The sequence below is a fragment of the Chryseobacterium sp. OSA05B genome (assembly GCF_019970065.1).
In the GTDB taxonomy this organism is placed as follows: Bacteria; Bacteroidota; Bacteroidia; order Flavobacteriales; family Weeksellaceae; genus Chryseobacterium.
Window position 1 is genome coordinate 875,149 of record NZ_JAHXYH010000002.1, and the last position, 16,321, is coordinate 891,469.

The 16,321-nt window shown below is 37.0% G+C and carries 16 protein-coding genes; 11 read left to right on the plus strand and 5 right to left on the minus strand.

All coding sequences use genetic code 11. From position 1 onward, the window contains the following. Positions 1-75 precede the first annotated feature (75 nt). The 3 genes from LC419_RS11305 to LC419_RS11315 all read right to left on the minus strand — a co-directional run bounded on the left by LC419_RS11305 (position 76) and on the right by LC419_RS11315 (position 2,515). On the minus strand, positions 76-714 hold the full coding sequence (locus LC419_RS11305; protein WP_223607432.1) for a hypothetical protein: 639 nt from the start codon (positions 712-714) through the stop codon (positions 76-78). Positions 715-1,140: 426 nt separating this feature from the next. After that, positions 1,141-1,983 (minus strand): hypothetical protein, encoded by an 843-nt coding sequence (locus LC419_RS11310; protein ID WP_223607433.1) that lies wholly within the window; start codon positions 1,981-1,983, stop codon positions 1,141-1,143. A 103-nt stretch (positions 1,984-2,086) separates the two neighbouring features. Then, positions 2,087-2,515, minus strand: coding sequence for a DUF4268 domain-containing protein (locus tag LC419_RS11315; protein ID WP_223607434.1), 429 nt, complete (start codon positions 2,513-2,515; stop codon positions 2,087-2,089). A 132-nt stretch (positions 2,516-2,647) separates the two neighbouring features. Here LC419_RS11315 and LC419_RS11320 point away from each other — a divergent pair, with 132 nt between their 5' ends. The 3 genes from LC419_RS11320 (at position 2,648) to LC419_RS11330 (ending at position 4,508) form a co-directional block, all read left to right on the plus strand. Then, positions 2,648-3,055, plus strand: coding sequence for an Rrf2 family transcriptional regulator (locus LC419_RS11320; protein WP_034726378.1), 408 nt, complete (start codon positions 2,648-2,650; stop codon positions 3,053-3,055). 185 nt (positions 3,056-3,240) lie between these two features. Continuing rightward, on the plus strand, positions 3,241-4,128 hold the full coding sequence (locus LC419_RS11325; RefSeq protein ID WP_223607435.1) for a sulfite exporter TauE/SafE family protein: 888 nt from the start codon (positions 3,241-3,243) through the stop codon (positions 4,126-4,128). A gap of 89 nt (positions 4,129-4,217) precedes the next feature. Next, complete coding sequence (locus LC419_RS11330; protein WP_047448412.1) at positions 4,218-4,508, plus strand: putative quinol monooxygenase; 291 nt, start codon at positions 4,218-4,220, stop codon at positions 4,506-4,508. Positions 4,509-4,729: 221 nt separating this feature from the next. Here LC419_RS11330 and LC419_RS11335 read toward each other — a convergent pair whose 3' ends face one another. Together LC419_RS11335 and LC419_RS11340 are read right to left on the minus strand one after the other, a co-directional pair. Continuing rightward, positions 4,730-6,028 carry a T9SS type A sorting domain-containing protein gene (locus LC419_RS11335; protein ID WP_223607436.1) on the minus strand — a complete coding sequence of 433 codons (1,299 nt, stop codon included), beginning with the start codon at positions 6,026-6,028 and terminating at the stop codon, positions 4,730-4,732. A gap of 199 nt (positions 6,029-6,227) precedes the next feature. Further along, a complete protein-coding gene (locus tag LC419_RS11340) occupies positions 6,228-7,046 on the minus strand; it encodes a choice-of-anchor J domain-containing protein (protein WP_223607437.1) in 819 nt (272 codons plus the stop codon). Between the two features lie 469 nt (positions 7,047-7,515). Between LC419_RS11340 and LC419_RS11345 the strand changes: the two genes are divergently transcribed. From LC419_RS11345 to LC419_RS11380, 8 genes are all read left to right on the plus strand, one after another. Continuing rightward, positions 7,516-9,630, plus strand: coding sequence for a TonB-dependent siderophore receptor (locus tag LC419_RS11345; RefSeq protein WP_223607438.1), 2,115 nt, complete (start codon positions 7,516-7,518; stop codon positions 9,628-9,630). A 15-nt stretch (positions 9,631-9,645) separates the two neighbouring features. After that, the gene (locus LC419_RS11350; protein ID WP_223607439.1) at positions 9,646-10,752 is read left to right on the plus strand and encodes an HmuY family protein; all 1,107 of its coding nucleotides are present in this window, start codon (positions 9,646-9,648) and stop codon (positions 10,750-10,752) included. Between the two features lie 22 nt (positions 10,753-10,774). Next, positions 10,775-11,653: a hemin ABC transporter substrate-binding protein gene (locus tag LC419_RS11355; protein ID WP_223607440.1), complete on the plus strand. Its 879-nt coding sequence runs from the start codon at positions 10,775-10,777 to the stop codon at positions 11,651-11,653. Further along, the gene (locus tag LC419_RS11360; protein ID WP_223607441.1) at positions 11,637-12,677 is read left to right on the plus strand and encodes an iron ABC transporter permease; all 1,041 of its coding nucleotides are present in this window, start codon (positions 11,637-11,639) and stop codon (positions 12,675-12,677) included. The genes LC419_RS11355 and LC419_RS11360 overlap by 17 nt, the downstream gene beginning before the upstream one ends. Beyond that, the gene (locus tag LC419_RS11365) at positions 12,677-13,447 is read left to right on the plus strand and encodes a heme ABC transporter ATP-binding protein (RefSeq protein WP_223607442.1); all 771 of its coding nucleotides are present in this window, start codon (positions 12,677-12,679) and stop codon (positions 13,445-13,447) included. The genes LC419_RS11360 and LC419_RS11365 overlap by 1 nt, the downstream gene beginning before the upstream one ends. Positions 13,448-13,449: 2 nt before the next feature. Next, the gene (locus LC419_RS11370) at positions 13,450-14,100 is read left to right on the plus strand and encodes a class I SAM-dependent methyltransferase (RefSeq protein ID WP_223607443.1); all 651 of its coding nucleotides are present in this window, start codon (positions 13,450-13,452) and stop codon (positions 14,098-14,100) included. Between the two features lie 4 nt (positions 14,101-14,104). Then, positions 14,105-15,133 carry a hemin-degrading factor gene (locus LC419_RS11375; RefSeq protein ID WP_223607444.1) on the plus strand — a complete coding sequence of 343 codons (1,029 nt, stop codon included), beginning with the start codon at positions 14,105-14,107 and terminating at the stop codon, positions 15,131-15,133. A 262-nt stretch (positions 15,134-15,395) separates the two neighbouring features. Further along, positions 15,396-16,268 (plus strand): ChaN family lipoprotein, encoded by an 873-nt coding sequence (locus tag LC419_RS11380; protein WP_223607445.1) that lies wholly within the window; start codon positions 15,396-15,398, stop codon positions 16,266-16,268. Positions 16,269-16,321 lie beyond the last annotated feature (53 nt).

Sequence of the window (16,321 nt, forward strand, 5' to 3'; positions counted from 1 at the left end):
GGCATATTTTATTTGACTAAATTACGAAAAATATAAACTAATGTTTGATTTTTTTCGGTAAAATTTTACTGTATTTTATTCTTTTTCTGCCATTTTTGGAAGCAGGGCAGCTGTTTTGTAATAACTTATATCTGCATCGATTCTGTTCTGCAGATTTTTAAAAGTAGCGTATTCATAATGTTCCCATTCCTCGTCATTATCAGGGTTAGGTGTTTTATCTATTGCCAGCTCCAGTTTTCCGTCTTCCTGATAGCTGAATTCAATGGCTGCATATTTTTCACCGTTTTCATCAGAAGCATACCAGCACTTGGTTGTTCTTTCCGGTATCGGTTGAAGCGTTTCATTATCAAGAATTTGAGAACAGATGAAATTTTCAGGATCATTACGATAAAAAACGGTCTTTGAAACCAAAGGTTTTTCATCTACGGCGAGTGAATACATTTTGTTGGTGGCAATAATGAAGTCTCCCGCAGATTCTCTTTTCTCAATATCAAAAAGATCGGATTTTTCTTTGAGGTAGTTCACAATCTGCGCCTCATCTTCATCTGGGCTCATAAAATAATTGATGCTGTATATTTCATCTTCAGCGAGAAACTCGATCTCTTTGAGCACCTCAGACTCTTTTTCATAATAATATAAGTGATAGTCGTCTAATTTTTCAGCTTTTGCTTTTGAAATAACTTCTCCAAAAATGTTTTTGTATACTTTTTTCATGTTAGTCGTTTATTGTAGGTTGTGTTATCATTGTGTTTGTGTCAATAGAAATTGTGAATATCTTACACATCCTGAAATCCCACTGCCTTTAGATGGAATAATCCGGCATTGGTTAAGTTGGCTTTAGGAATTTTATGCAATTTCATGCATTATTTTTTCCAGAACTATTGTATCTGAAGGGTTAAGCCGGTTAAATGTACAGTTGTGATAGAAATTCGGTAATAGTGTAGGATACACATGTCTTTAGCGGAATCGGTAACCGCCGTATGAGGATATTACGGTTTTATTCTGGTGGTCTGGATGACGTACCATTTGTATTTTTTACCATAAGCATGGATGCTGTCTACGAGCCTAAAATTCTCGTCTCTGTATTCAGTTTTCATGGAGTGGGTTTTTGTGTGTTCAAATATATTTAAAATCAGAGAATTAAAGAATCATATCTGAGTTTTTATAATAAGGATTTTTTGATAAGAAGTCCGGGTATGTCATTTCCATCTCTGAAGCATATACATATGGAGTCTCCGGATTACTGTTCTCAATAGCGGAAAACCCGCCATTATGATCATATAAAAGCTCAACGCTGTACCCGAGTTGTTCATCAAAATAATATTTTCTGATGATCACCTCCGATCCTCCCTGGAAGTAATTTTCTTCCTTTTCATAAATCATCCGGTCATTCCTGTCATAAAGGCTGGTAAGATAGAATTCATCATTTTTCCCCTTGCTGTAGCTTGTGCTGAACTCTTTTCTGTATTCGCCGATATTTTCAGTTCTTATCAGAGAAAAATCCACTTCATGGAATGTTTTTACCAAAGCTGAAACGATGTCCTCTTCAGACTCATATTTTTTTAAATAGTAATTGAATTCGGAATACTTATCTACAGTAGCTTGGTCAAGGGGAGGCATATGTAAGAAATCTTTCCATAAAAGAAGCAGCTGTTTCAGATCTGAAAAAGGAATTTCCTGCAGTTGTTTTTTCTCAGGATCAATATCTTCAAACAGGGCAGAAGTATCTGTGTATCTCATGGTAAGGAAATCAAGATAGATCTCCATACAATATGCAGGATCATAGAAGCCTTCCGAAATAATAGAATCAATCTCTGAAACCATTTCATCAATGCTTTCGTCATCTTTAAAACGGCTTAGAAAATATCCAAGGAAATCATTGTCCACACGATGTATGGCTATTTTCATATTAACCGTCTTATCACCTGGAAAAGTGAAGGGACGGTCTACAAAAAAAAGCTTGTATTGTTCTAGAATCTGCATTTCTTCATGATCTAATATACATTAAAAAAGACATTGAGATCTACACGGTATTAGTTTTAAAAAAAAAATTGATTTCTTTTAGTCTGTATGATACTTTTTTAAATTAAACATCTTTTATAAAGTCTTCATATTCATAGTAAAACCTTTCAAAGCCATCCATTTTATCCCAGAAAAACTCAAAAATTTCCTGCCAGGTATTTTTGTTGTACACGGACACGCCCTGTTTTTCAATCCAGATTTTACTGATCACTTTTCCGTTGTCAAGGGTAAAATATTCCTCTTTTTGAAAATCTCCTATACAATCTTTCAAAATATCTTCCAAAGACCAGATCTTCTCATAATAAGCATTCCTGAAGATTTCATCCTTCATTTCGATATCCAATGACACCTCCGCCTTTTTGTTATCGGCATTAAATTTAAATGACATATCCTTGATCTTCGTATCATAAAGGAGCCATTTTCTGGGAAAAGACTTTCCAAAAGCCGTCCAAAATTCCTTTTTTAGCTGTTGAGCTTCTTGTTTACTGAACATGTGAACAAACATAAGAATTTAATGGGAAAAGAGCAACGTTATGAATGTTAATGTATCAATTGGAGAAATTAACTTTTTACGATCATCATTCTCCATTTATATAATTCAAACTATTTTCTTATTTTTGCTGTAATGCTTTCAAAAAAATCTCAATATGCTTTTAAAGCGCTTTCGTACCTTGTAGAAAAAAGGAATGATGGCCCGGTCCTTATTTCCGAAATTGCGGAACGTAAGAAGATCCCTTTAAAGTTTTTAGAAAATATCCTGCTGGAATTAAAAAAAGCAGATATCCTTGACAGTAAAAAAGGAAAGGGAGGAGGATACTTCCTGAGAGAAAATCCTGAAAATGTGAAACTGGCCAAAATTATCCGGCTGGTGAATGGTCCTATTGCCATGCTTCCCTGTGTAAGTCTGAACTTCTATGAAAAATGTGAAGACTGCAATGAAGACCACTGCGGGCTGCATGACGTACTTATTGAAGTCCGGGACGCATCACTGAATATTCTCGAGAAAAAAACTTTAATGGATCTGGTTGACTAACCCGGTCCTTTTTTTTGAATAATTAGTCTACTTTTTTGGTAGGATAATATTTTTATTTGATATTTGCAGTAGCCCAAATGACCTAATCACACTAAACCGTGCTCTGGCGCAGGTTTTAAAAGTTTCCAGGACCGGAGAGATCCGCGAAACTGAAAGGGGAGAGCAGGAGCTGTAATGATATTAATATGATAATTTCAAGAAAAATTCAGATAAGACTCAATGTATTCTTTGTGACGGCCGCAGTACTGCTGATCTCCGTTTTATCCATGTACGAAATGGGTTATATGGATGAGCTGCTGAATATTTTGGCTAAAGATAATTATATTTTTTACTGGATGCTTCTGGTAGGAGTTGTGGCAGAAATTGTAGCCGGATCCATGGGGATGGGCTATGGTGTAATCTGTACAACAACTCTTCTTTTCCTCAATATTCCACCTCATATTGTAAGTGCAAGCATCCATTCTGCGGAAAGTTTTACAACAGCTGCGGGAAGTTTAAGCCATATCAAACTCAAAAATGTAAGTAAAAGCCTGGTTAAAAAACTGGCCATTCCGGCAGTCATTGGGGCGATTATCGGAGCAGTAAGTCTTACGTATCTTGGAGAATATTATGCTAAAATTACCAAAACCATTATCGCGTTTTACACCCTTTATCTGGGGATTCAGATTCTGTCCAATGCTTTTAAAGAGAAGCAGAACCGGGCCATGAAAAGAAAAACGAACCTGACAAGGCTGGGTGTCATTGGTGGTTTCATAGATTCATTTGCCGGCGGAGGATGGGGACCCTTGGTGACCGGAACCCTGATCAAAAATGCATTCACGCCGAGATTTGCGGTTGGAAGTTCTACTGTAGCTAAATTTATTCTGACCATAACAGCTGCCATCACTTTCTTCCTGACTCTTGGAATCCAGCACTGGAATATTATCCTGGGACTTCTGATAGGGGGAATCATTACAGCTCCTTTCTCTGCAATGCTTACGGCAAAGCTTCCTGTGAAAAAAATGTTCGTGGTCATTGGAATCCTTGTGATAGTAATGAGTTCTATAACTATTTATAAATCAGTTTTTAATTAATTCAAGTGGGTATTTGTAGAAAAATAAATGCTTCAAAAACATTTTTCGTTTTGAAAATATTCTACTTTTACACCATTAAATAATAGAACATGAATTTACATATAGTAGCGCTTTTTAAGTTTAACGAAAACTATCTGATGGACGCTGTAGAGCTTTTTCAGAATCTGGTAAAAGAGACGAGAAAAGAGGAGGGTTGCCTTCAATATGATCTTATCGAGGATAAAGATAACAAAGGAACTTTCTTTCTGATCGAACTGTGGGAAAGTGTTGAACACCATAGCAGACATCTTGGACAGGACCATCTTCTTAATTTCCGTAAAGACGCTTCAAAAATGATGGAAAGCGCTGCGGAGGTGTATAAGGGGTTTAAGATTTATTGATGATAAAAGAGATTTAAAAATTTAAGAATTTAATGATTTAAGCATTCAGATTTAGTATTCTTTGAATATCTAGATCCCCAATAGCTTAATCTCTCAATCTTTAAATTTTTGAATGCTTTAATCTTTTAATCTTTACTTTAAGAAATATCATATAAAAGGCGGTCTCAGATTCTGAAACCGCCTTTTGATTAGAAAAAATAGAAAGTATTAAAATTTTGAGTTTATTTTACGATAAGTTTTTTCGTTTCCGTACTGCCTCCGAAAGTGATTTTTACTAAATAATTTCCAGCAGTAAGGTGAGATAAGTTCAGATCCTGTTTGTAGAAACCGGCCTGGTTGGTCAATTCTGCAGTATGTACTTTTTTCCCCGTGAGGTCATAGACCTCTATGCTTCCTTTGTTGTTGGCTTTTTCTTTAACGTCAAAAAGAACCGTTACTTTTTTGTCAGCTGTTGTCGGGTTTGGATAGATCCCGAAAGAAGCTTTTTTGCTTACTTCTGTGATACCCAGAGTGGCTGTTATCTTTTTGTATTTGAAATACATATTTCCGGTTTGAGTCCCTTCATTTGAAATGAAATACATTCTGTAGTAATCTGTACCCTGTTTTACATAATATACAGCATCAGAATATACTCCGGAAGTAGGCTTCCAAGAATGTCCGATAGTGGTAATATTACTGGAGAATGCTGTTGATGCCGGAATAGTAGATGTTGCAGTCGCCTGGGTTTCAGGTCTTACTTTAGCTACTGTAATATTCGAGTTTTGGATAACCCCGGACATTCTGTATTTCATGGTTTGCGGGTTTCCCTGTGGGTCTGTATAAGGATAGTCTGTGTAATATCTGGTAAACATCAGATCCCAGTTCGCTTTTGCCGGCTCAAGATTGGTCACTTTTTCACCGGTAGTGAATGAGAAATAATTGAAGTAGGCATCATCAGTTCCGTTGGCAACCGTTTTAGTCTGCGTTGCATCCCATGAAGAGGTACCTGCATTCCATTTTGCATATTTAAAAGTATAACCTCCAAAATAATCTTCAATCATAAATTTAACAGATGCTCCTGAAGCGTACTGCATAATGAAGATTACTTTTCCTTCTACATGGTGATTTCCTGAGTTATATTCTCCCCATCCATAGGTGGCAGAACCCTGTTCAAAAGCACCTTCCTGCAGGTATGTCGTATTGTCAACATTAAAAAGAGGAGCTCCGTAAGAAGCTACGCTATTGCTTGTAATGGTATTCCAGTCAGCTGGGTTGGCAGACGCCTGATACACTTTGATATCATAAGCATCATTAATTCTTGTTCCAAAATTAGTTGCCGAAGCTCTGTAAAAAGCTACATCCCATGAATTTGCGGGTTGCGATACTATATTATTGGCACTGAAGTCGAAAAAAACGCGGTTCTGGTAACTGCTCCCCATAGACAGATTAACTGTCGTGTATCCATTAGCATCTGTCTGTGCCAGTACTGTTTGTTGAACTGAAAGTGCAAACAAAGAAGTCAAAAGTAATTTTGTTTTCATAACAAGTAAAATTTATAAGTATCCTTATTTAGAATGATTCCACAAAAGTATATAATTATTTTTAATCATTCTAAATAAAAACATGATATTTGTCTTGTTTCATTATAATTGCATGATAAATATTTACATTTTTCGGCACAAAAAGAGCCGGCTGGAAAACTTCCAGCCGGCTTTATAAAGGGTTACTGTCTAATAAACCTTATTTTTTGATGAACTTAGATTTTATTACTGAACCTTCTGCTGTTTCAACTAGCATATAGTAAACGCCTGTATGCAGTCCGCTGATATCAAATTTTTGTGCTTTTAATTTTCCTTCAGCTACTTTTTGTCCTGAAGCAGAATAAACCTCAATGTTTTTAGGTTCTGTTCTGGTGATAAATTCTAAAGCTGTGTTGTTTGAATTTACAGCGAATTTAAAGTTTTCACTTACTTTAGCGGCATCATTAACACCTAAAGCAGTAGAAGGTTTAAATACTACATCATCTATTTGAATAGCTACGTGGGTAGCACTTGGAGTAAATTTAAAAACAATATAAGAACCTGTAGTAGAAGGAAGATTAACGCTTATGTTCTGAATGACTCCAATTGTAGTGACATTGATAAGATTTCCCACAGACACAAAAGTTGACATATCAGTAGGGCTTGTTGCTAATCCAATCTGGATAGTTCCGGGTCCGGGAGATGGAGATACCAATGTAGTGGTAAATGTTAAAACTTTATTTCCTGTTATATTCTCGATCTGAGGAGTAATAAGATAAGAAGGAGTTGTCGCATTATTACCAGCGTAAGATTGGATAAATCTCTGATTATTATCATTTTCAAGAGCAGCTACAATCATTCTTGGTGGTGCTGGTGGAAATGCACCTGTAATAGGAGCAACTACTGCAGCCCAGCCCCCCTGTGGAAATGTGGTGTTTCCAAGAGTAAAGTTGTTGAAATTTTCATTAAGCGTGGCTACTTGTGCATTCGCTGTAAAAGCCGTAAACATTAAAGTTCCTAAAAGTAGTTTTAATTTCATAACGTATCTTTATTTAGAATTATTCCACAAAAATAAGTATTAATTTTTAATTGTTCTAAATAATCTTAGATTTAACGTTTAAATTTTAATATTGATTCCATAGAAAATCATTGTTTTATTTTTATATGAAGAGATCAACCGGGTATGGAATCTGGAAGAGGAAAATTGTTTGAAGTCAGAAATACACATATGGAATTATCTTAGTATGACCGCCAAGTTATAAAACCAATAATGACTTCCAGTTTACAACTTATAATGTATCTGTTTCTCATCAATCACTCTCTTTTTTCGGTTTGTTTTAATTTGAGCGAAAAAAATCATGATAAATATCAATATTTAATTAAAAATATTTCTATAAGTGCTTCTCTAAAGTATTGTTTGGTGTGAAAAGGCAAAAAGGAATAATAATATTTTCCATTATTTTTAACTATTCTAAATAAAGCGTTATATTTGCCAAAATTTTTACTCTATGAAGAAGAAGGTGCTTTCCGTTCTATCATTATCCATTACCTTTTGGATGAACGCACAACAAAAAGATTCTCTTAATAAAAATAAAATAGAGGAAGTTGTTATTACAGGACAATATACACAGCAGTCGATTAATAAATCTATATACAAAGTTGACGTTATTGATGCTCAGCAGATCAAAAATATGGCTGCAACCAATGTGGCAGATGTTTTAAATCAAAGTCTTAATATACAAATTACGCCGGATACCCGCTCGGGAAATTCTACAGCTAATATCATGGGGCTGGATGGGAATTATGTGAAAATATTAATTGATAATATTCCAGTAGTAGGAGATACAGGACTCGGAAGTAATATTGACCTTACCAAACTTTCCCTGAATAATGTAGAAAGAATTGAGATTGTAAAGGGGAGCATGGGAGTGGAATACGGGAATGGGGCAGTAGCCGGAGTCATCAATATTATTACCAGAAAAACAAGTGTAAAAAAGGTTGCTGTGAAAGCGTCTCTTCAGGAAGAAACAGTAAGAGATAACTATGACCTTAAGAAAAAAGGAAACGGAAGACATATTCAGAACTTAAATGTAGATTACAATATAGACAGTAATTGGTTTGCGAATATCAGTTTCAATCATAATCAATTCATGGGGTATGAAGGTGAGAGTAAAGGATATAAATATTTTGGGACAGATCCTGAGATAAAAAGAGGCTATGAATGGAATCCGAAGGATCAATACGATGCTTCTGCATTGATAAGATACAGTAAGAACAAAACTTCGTTCTATTATAAACTTTCTTATCTGAATGAGAAATTTAATTTTTATAATCCTGAGACTAACAGGATTCCCCTTAACGATGGTCTTGGAGGAGTTGTGTATCAGAGTAGAGATAGAGAGTACAATACCAACAGATGGATTCATCAGTTCAATATCCAGGCCAATTTAGGGGATATCCGGTATATGGGAGACTTTTCATATCAGACCCAGGATAGAAAATATTTTGATTATAACTACGATATTCCTAATAGGTCTGTTACAAGTAAAGATGAAAAAAGATCATATTATCAGACAGATATTGTGTATTCAAGAGGGATGTTCAGTAATTTCCTGAACAATAAAACTTTTGACTTCCAGCTTGGTTATGAGCTAGACCATACCAATGGTCAGGCAGCACTTATTGCAGGCCAGTTTTTTGGTGAATCTGTAAAAAGAAAGATTTTTACCTATTCTAATTTCCTTTCGGCGGAATGGAATATCTCAGATAGATTTTCACTAAGACCAGGGGCAAGACTTTCAGTAAGTGATATGTTTGATAACCAATTTAATTATTCTCTTTCTGCGAGACTAAAAACTTCTGAAAATTCAAATCTGAGAGCTGTTGCCGGTACAGCCAACCGTTTTCCTACCTACGATGAGTTGTTTACTTATTTTGTTAATATTAATCATGATGTTCAGGGAAATCCTGATCTGAATCCTGAAAAAGGGTTTTCGGCAGGTCTTTTCTGGGACCAGAATTTTTCGGCAGGTAATGACTGGAAGATAGCTTATAGTGTTAATGCATTGTATCTTGACGTACAAGACAGAATAGAAATGGTGATGGTAAAAAGACCTTCCACCTATAAATATATGAACCTCAATACCTATAGAAATATGCTTTTATCTGCGAACGTTGATTTTAGAAAAGATCAGTTAGCATTTTCTTTAAGAGGTTCGGTAAATGGTACTTCTGTGTCATTGAATGAATTAGAACATACTTCTCCTACAGATTTTCAATATCTTGTACAAGCGGGAGCATCAGTAAACTACAAACTGAAAAATATAGGGACAGGCTTTTCACTATACTATAAATATACAGGACCTGGAAGAAATTATGTACTGGAGAGTGATACCGAAGGTTTCAGACTTGGTAAAACAGATGGTTTTCATATGTTGGATTTTATCGTAAGTCAGCCGCTCTGGAAAGATCATCTGGAGGTGTCTGCAGGGGTTAAAAATATATTTGACGTTACAAGTCTGAATTCTACTGCCAGTGCAGGAGCCGGCCACATTGCAGGTGCAGACCGTATTAATTTATATTACGGAAGAAGCTATTTTGCAAGATTAATCTATCAATTTTAAAACTAAGCTATCATTATGAAATATTTAAAAATATTATCTCTTCTGTCCATCGTTGCTCTGCAGTCATGCCTGGCAGCAGATGAAGATCCGGTGCCGGTTGCACCACTTACCGGATCAGTAGTAGATGTTGCGGTAGGAGGACCTACAGAGCCTAACCAGGTGTGGATCGATTTAAGTGATTACAAGAATGCTGTCACTAATACAAGAACAGACTGGGATCTTGGGTTTTATACAGGAGATGCATTTCGCGTAGTGATCAATGGATCTATAGCAATGACGGTTGCAAAAATTCCTAATGCCACAGATATCAATCTAGTAAAGGAATCAGATGTTACTGCACTGAAAACAACGGCTCAGGTTGGAACCTTCGCTGCTTCCAATATGCAGTATGTTGATAATCCAACTGGAAATTTCCTGACACAAACTACAGGAATTGATGCCATTAAAGAAAACGATGCAGAAAATCCGATCTATCTGGTCAATATGGGAAGGGATATTCCGCCTTCCTCAAACATCGGAGCCGGATCTGTAAATTTATCCGGATCTGCGAGAGGTTGGAAGAAAATTCAGATTCTACGTGCCCTGAACGGATATAAAATACGTTATGCTGATGTAGCAGATACCACTTATAAAGAATATCTTATCACAAAAGACACAGAGTATAATTTCACCTATTTCAATCTTAAGACCGGGGCACCCGCGAAGGTACAGCCTAAAAAGAAAAAATGGGATTTAGCATTTACAACGTTTACCAACGAAGTATTCTCAGCCCCAACTACCAGCGCAGGAAGCTATTTCTATGCTGATTTTATTGTCACAAATACGCTGGACGGTGTTGGTACATACCAGGTAAATGCAGGAGGTAATCTTGAACAGGCTTATAACGCATTTAAATTAAGTGATGTAGATCAGTCTAAATTTATTTTTAATGACCAGCGAGCTCTTGGAGATAAATGGAGAACGACTACCGGAACACCGGAGATACCACAACCATTTGTCTATTCTGACCGCTTTTTTGTCCTTAAAGATGCAGAAGGATTTTATTTTAAATTGAGATTCAATGCTATGAAAGACAAAAATGGAAATCGTGGTGCTTCCAATTTTGAGTTTGACCCTTTATAAAAAATCAAATAAATCGTATATCATGAAAAAAATAATCCTTGCAGCTTCCATTTTGATGGCAGTCTATTCATGCAAAAAAGAAGAAGGTGCTAAAAAAGAAAATACAACAGAAACCTCTGCTGAAGCTCCGAAAAGCAACAACAAAATCGTTACTTTAAGCGGTGGAGTTACAGAAATTGTAAGTGCATTGGGCCACGAAAAAGAAATCGTTGGAACAGACGTTACCAGTACTTATCCTGAAACATTAAAAGCTACGGCTAAAGGCCTGGGTCACGTAAGATCAATGACGATCGAGCCGATCATGGCGGTGAATCCAACTTTAATTTTAGCTTCAGAAAAAGACATCAATCCTGAATTGATGACGAAGATCAAATCTTCAGGAATCAAAGTTGAGGTTTTCAAGCAGGATTACACTGTAGACGGAACTAAAAAATTGATTGCTGACGTAGCAAAAGCTGTTGGAAATACAGATTATCAGAAACTAAACGATAAAATTGATGCTGATTTAAAGCAAATCCAGCCTATCGCTAAAAAACCTAAAGTATTATTCATCTACGCAAGAGGAAATATGCTGATGGTTTCAGGAACTAAAACACCAATGGATGCACTGATCAGCCTTGCCGGTGGACAGAATGCTGTAACCGATTTTGAAGATTTCAAACCTTTGACGCCGGAAGCAGTAGTAAAAGCTAATCCAGACGTTTTATTCTTCTTCTCAACAGGCCTTGAAGGGGCAGGTGGAAACGAAGGAGCACTTAAAATGCCGGGCGTAGCACAAACCAACGCAGGTAAAAACAAGAAGATCATCGCAATGGATGGAGGGTTAGTTTCAGGTTTCGGACCTAGACTAGGAGAAGCAGCATTAGGATTAAACAAACTTTTAATTGAGAACACAAAGTAAACTATACTTTTATCTAACTATAGGTGCCGTACTGCTTGCTATCATAGCAGTACTGGCACTTAATACAGGAGTCTACGACTTTGGAGGAACGTCACCCTTCAAAGTTTTATGGCAATATATAAAAGGAGACCCGGGCTTATCTTTAAGCAACAAATATGTGATCTGGGATGTGCGCGCAGCAAGGATCATTATGGCGATTTTAATAGGAAGCATGCTGGCGGTTTCCGGAACCGGTCTGCAGGGACTTTTCAAAAATCCTCTGGCGACTGGAGATCTCATAGGGCTTACATCCGGAGCGACACTGCTGGCGGCCATTGCCATCGTTTTAGGAGGACATTTCAAACAGTATCTTCCTGAAGCCGTACAATTTTCAATAGTAGGAATTGCAGCATTTATCGGTTCTTTTTTATCCATGATGCTCGTATACAGGATTTCTACGGCTGGCGGAAAAACCAATGTAGTGATGATGCTTCTTTCCGGAGTAGCCATTACCGCAATCGGGTTTTCAATCACCGGATTTTTGATCTATATCTCAAAAGACGAGCAGCTCAGAGACCTTACGTTCTGGAACCTGGGAAGTCTGGCGGCAGCGACCTGGACTAAAAATATTATTTTAGCAGTAGTTCTGGTTATTTCTTACATTATTCTCCTTCCCAAAGGAAAGGCTTTAAATGCCATGATGCTGGGAGAAAAAGATGCACAGCATTTAGGAATCAATGTAGAAAAGCTTAAAAAGCAGATCATTATTATTGTAGCCTTAATGGTGGGAACATGTGTTGCATTTTCAGGAACGATAGGATTTGTAGGACTTATTGTCCCTTACATCCTGAGACTTTTGTTTAAATCGAATTACACATTTATCCTGCCTTTATCAGCCATATGCGGAAGTATATTGCTGTTGACGGCAGATACGTTCAGCAGAAGTATTGTAGAACCTTCGGAACTTCCGATAGGGATTCTTACAGCACTCATGGGAGGTCCTATTTTTATTGCTATTTTAGTTAAATTCAAAAAATCTCTGTAATGATAAAGGCACATCAGATCAGTTACAAACACAAAGATTTCCATATTCTGGATGGGATAGATGTGGCTCTTGAATACGGTGAATTTCTTGCCATTGTAGGTCCGAACGGAGCAGGAAAATCAAGTTTGCTGAGTGTTTTGGCTAATGAGATCAAATCCAGGCAGAAAATACTGTTTAAAGATAAAGAGATTACCCAATGGGATGTGAAAGAACTGTCTCGGCATAAGGCTAAATTTTCCCAGCACAACAGCAATGATATTCCGCTTGAAGTAAAAGATGTGATCATGATGGGAAGGTATCCCTATTTTGATGCCCAACCCGGAAAAGAAGATCTTGAAGCCATGAATAAAATGATGTACGAAACTGACATCTTTCACCTTAAAGACAGAGAATACAACACCTTGTCCGGAGGCGAAAAACAGCGTGTACATCTTTCCAGAGTAATGGCACAGCTCGAAAATGAAATTGCCCACAAGCTGGTCTTTCTGGATGAGCCGCTGAATAATTTAGACATCAAACATCAGTATAAGGCTTTGGAGATTATTAAAAAATTTACCAAAAAAGCCAACAGCGCTATTGTTGTTCTGCATGATCTGAATCTTGCAGCCCAGTTTGCCGACAAAATTTTATTAATGAAATCAGGAAAGGTGTCTGCATACGGGACGCCACAGGAAGTATTCACGGCTGAAAATATCAGTCATGCCTATAATTTCCCGTGCACCATCTGCGAACACCCTATTACCAATAACCCAATGATCATTTTTGGATAACCATGGAAAAAGATGAATTAAAAATCCTCGCTCAGAACCTTGCCAATCCACAGGGAGAAAAAGGAATAGAAATCGGCGAGATGATGAATGCTACGAACATCAGCATGACATTAGAAAGCATCAAAACGCTTTTAATAGAAGACGATGAACACATCCTTGAAATAGGACACGGAAATGCCGGACATCTGAAAAATATTTTAAACAGAGCGCAAAATCTGAAATACACAGGAGTAGATATTTCTGAAACCATGTACAATGAAGCTAAAAAGCTGAACGAAGACTTTGAAAGCCAGGCCGATTTTGTATTGTACGAAGGGAAAAAGCTTCCTTTTGAAGATAAAACTTTTGATAAAATATTTACCGTCAATACCGTTTATTTCTGGGAAAACCCGGTTGAGTTTCTGAATGAGATCTACAGAGTTTTAAAGAATGACGGAACGTTCGTCCTTACTTTCGGACAGAGAAAATTCATGGAAACATTGCCGTTTACGGAATTTGATTTTGCCATGTACAGCAACAGTGAAATGGAGGAGGTGGTTTCCAAAAGCCACTTCAAGAGAATGAAAATTTCGGAAAAAGAGGAAGAGATCCAAAGCAAATCCGGAAACGAGACCATCCACAGAATTTATACAGTTTTAACCATAAAAAAATAAGATAATGAGCACGTTAGTTAATGATCTAAAGGAAAAATGGGAAGCTCTGAAAGCAGAAAATCCACATATAAGAATAAGAAATGCTGCGGCACAGTTAGGCGTAAGCGAAGCTGAATTATTGGTAACCAGCATCGGAGAAGGCGTTACGGTACTTAACTCTGAATTCCCTGCGATCCTTACCGAAGCAGAGAAGCTTGGAAAAGTAATGGCACTTACCCGCAACGACGAATGTGTGCACGAAAGAAAAGGAATCTACCAGAACGGTGATTTCAGCAGTCCTCATGCACAGCTTTTCGTAGGAGAAGATATTGACCTTAGAATATTCCTTAACCACTGGAAATCTGCATTCGCAGTAGTGGAAGGTGACAAAAAAAGCCTTCAGTTTTTCGGAAAAGATGGTCTTGCTCTTCATAAGATCTACCTGACAAAAAACAGTGAAGAAGCAGCTTTCGATGCTATTGTAGAACAGTTCAAGGCAGAAGATCAGAACCAGGCGTTCGCTGTGGAGGCTGTAGCTCCAAAAGCTCCTGAAAAAGCAGATGCTGAAATTGATGCTGAAGGATTTAAAAAAGCATGGACAGAATTAAAAGATACCCACGATTTCTTTATGATGACCAGAAAATTCGGGGTGAGCAGAACTCAGGCATTGAGACTGGCTCCGGAAGGATTTGCTAAAAAAATCGATAATGCTAAAGTGGTGAATGTTCTTGAAGATGCTTCAGAAAAGAATATTCCAATTATGGTATTCGTTGGAAACAGAGGAATTATCCAGATCCACACCGGAAACGTAAAGAAAACACTTTGGCACCAGCAGTGGTTCAACGTCATGGATCCGGATTTCAACTTACACCTTGATGTGACGAAAATTGCAGAAGCATGGATCGTGAAGAAACCTACTGAAGACGGAGAAGTAACGGCTATTGAAGTATTCAACAAAGAAGGAGACTTCATCGTTCAGTTCTTCGGAAAGAGAAAACCGGGAATCCCTGAATTACAGGAGTGGAAAGATCTTGTAGCAGAATTAGAGAAATAATAATTAGATGATTTTGAATGGGCCGTTTTGTTTTTTAATTCAAGACGGCCTTTTGTTTTGACGCAGATCGCTGGATTGGCTGAAGAATAAATAAACTGCAAATTTTTTCGAACCACAAAAGTCACAAAAGCAAATTAATCACTTTAGTTATTTTTAAAGTTAATACATTGCACATACGAAGTACACTTGAATTCTGTGAAAATCTTTTGTAGTTTAAAATCACCGTAAAAATTTGTATAATTTGTATTTAAATAAAATAAAAATGAAGAATATTTTCATAGCCGTTTTGCTGGCAGGTTTTTGCTCATTAAGCGGGCAGGATATCAAAACCTATCAGTTTTATGACAAGAAAGGGAAAGAAGTAAAGACCGAAAAACTGGTTAAAGAACTGGCTGAATATGATGTGATTTTCTTTGGCGAAAATCACAACAGTTCTATCAACCACTGGCTTCAGCTGAAAGTGACGGAAGGTTTATTCCAAAAGAAAAACGGACAGATCATTCTGGGTGCAGAAATGTTCGAAAGAGATAACCAGGCTCAATTGAATCAATATCTGGAAGGAAAATTTGATGCCAAAACATTAAAAGATTCCGCCCGTTTATGGAACAATTACGCGACAGATTACAAGCCACTGGTAGATTTTGCTAAAACCAAAAAGCTGAACTTCATCGCTACCAATATTCCAAGGAGATATGCGTCTCAGACCGCAAAAGAAGGACTGGAATCATTGAATAAATTAAGTGATAAAGAGAAGGCTTATATCGCTCAGCTTCCGATTAAAGTAACGCTGGATACTCCGGGTTATCAGGAAATGAAAGCAATGATGGGTGATCATGCGGAAGGAACCAAAGTGATGAATTTTATCTCGGCACAGGCTACGAAAGATGCTACCATGGCTGAATCTATCCTGAAAAATATGCAGGCTGGAAAAACGTTTATCCATTACAACGGAAACTACCATAGCAAGGAATTCGGTGGAATTTACTGGTATATTAAGCAGAAAAACCCGAATCTTAAAATGGCGGTGATCTCTGTTTTTGAATCCGAAGATCCTGAACTGAAAGTTCCTGCAAAAGAATATATCCCGACAGATTTTAATCTGATTATTCCGGCAGATATGACAAAAACTTTTTAATAGGAAATTTTATAAACTAGAATTATTCTTTCAAAAATTGTTTACATTAAAAA

Excerpts from the sequence above, each read along its gene's own strand:
- LC419_RS11305 (WP_223607432.1), bottom strand. The coding sequence starts at position 714 with ATGAAAAAAGTATACAAAAACATTTTTGGAGAAGTTATTTCAAAAGCA.
- LC419_RS11310 (WP_223607433.1), bottom strand. The coding sequence starts at position 1,983 with ATGCAGATTCTAGAACAATACAAGCTTTTTTTTGTAGACCGTCCCTTC.
- LC419_RS11315 (WP_223607434.1), bottom strand. The coding sequence starts at position 2,515 with ATGTTCAGTAAACAAGAAGCTCAACAGCTAAAAAAGGAATTTTGGACG.
- LC419_RS11320 (WP_034726378.1), top strand. The coding sequence starts at position 2,648 with ATGCTTTCAAAAAAATCTCAATATGCTTTTAAAGCGCTTTCGTACCTT.
- LC419_RS11325 (WP_223607435.1), top strand. The coding sequence starts at position 3,241 with ATGATAATTTCAAGAAAAATTCAGATAAGACTCAATGTATTCTTTGTG.
- LC419_RS11330 (WP_047448412.1), top strand. The coding sequence starts at position 4,218 with ATGAATTTACATATAGTAGCGCTTTTTAAGTTTAACGAAAACTATCTG.
- LC419_RS11335 (WP_223607436.1), bottom strand. The coding sequence starts at position 6,028 with ATGAAAACAAAATTACTTTTGACTTCTTTGTTTGCACTTTCAGTTCAA.
- LC419_RS11340 (WP_223607437.1), bottom strand. The coding sequence starts at position 7,046 with ATGAAATTAAAACTACTTTTAGGAACTTTAATGTTTACGGCTTTTACA.
- LC419_RS11345 (WP_223607438.1), top strand. The coding sequence starts at position 7,516 with ATGAAGAAGAAGGTGCTTTCCGTTCTATCATTATCCATTACCTTTTGG.
- LC419_RS11350 (WP_223607439.1), top strand. The coding sequence starts at position 9,646 with ATGAAATATTTAAAAATATTATCTCTTCTGTCCATCGTTGCTCTGCAG.
- LC419_RS11355 (WP_223607440.1), top strand. The coding sequence starts at position 10,775 with ATGAAAAAAATAATCCTTGCAGCTTCCATTTTGATGGCAGTCTATTCA.
- LC419_RS11365 (WP_223607442.1), top strand. The coding sequence starts at position 12,677 with ATGATAAAGGCACATCAGATCAGTTACAAACACAAAGATTTCCATATT.
- LC419_RS11370 (WP_223607443.1), top strand. The coding sequence starts at position 13,450 with ATGGAAAAAGATGAATTAAAAATCCTCGCTCAGAACCTTGCCAATCCA.
- LC419_RS11375 (WP_223607444.1), top strand. The coding sequence starts at position 14,105 with ATGAGCACGTTAGTTAATGATCTAAAGGAAAAATGGGAAGCTCTGAAA.
- LC419_RS11380 (WP_223607445.1), top strand. The coding sequence starts at position 15,396 with ATGAAGAATATTTTCATAGCCGTTTTGCTGGCAGGTTTTTGCTCATTA.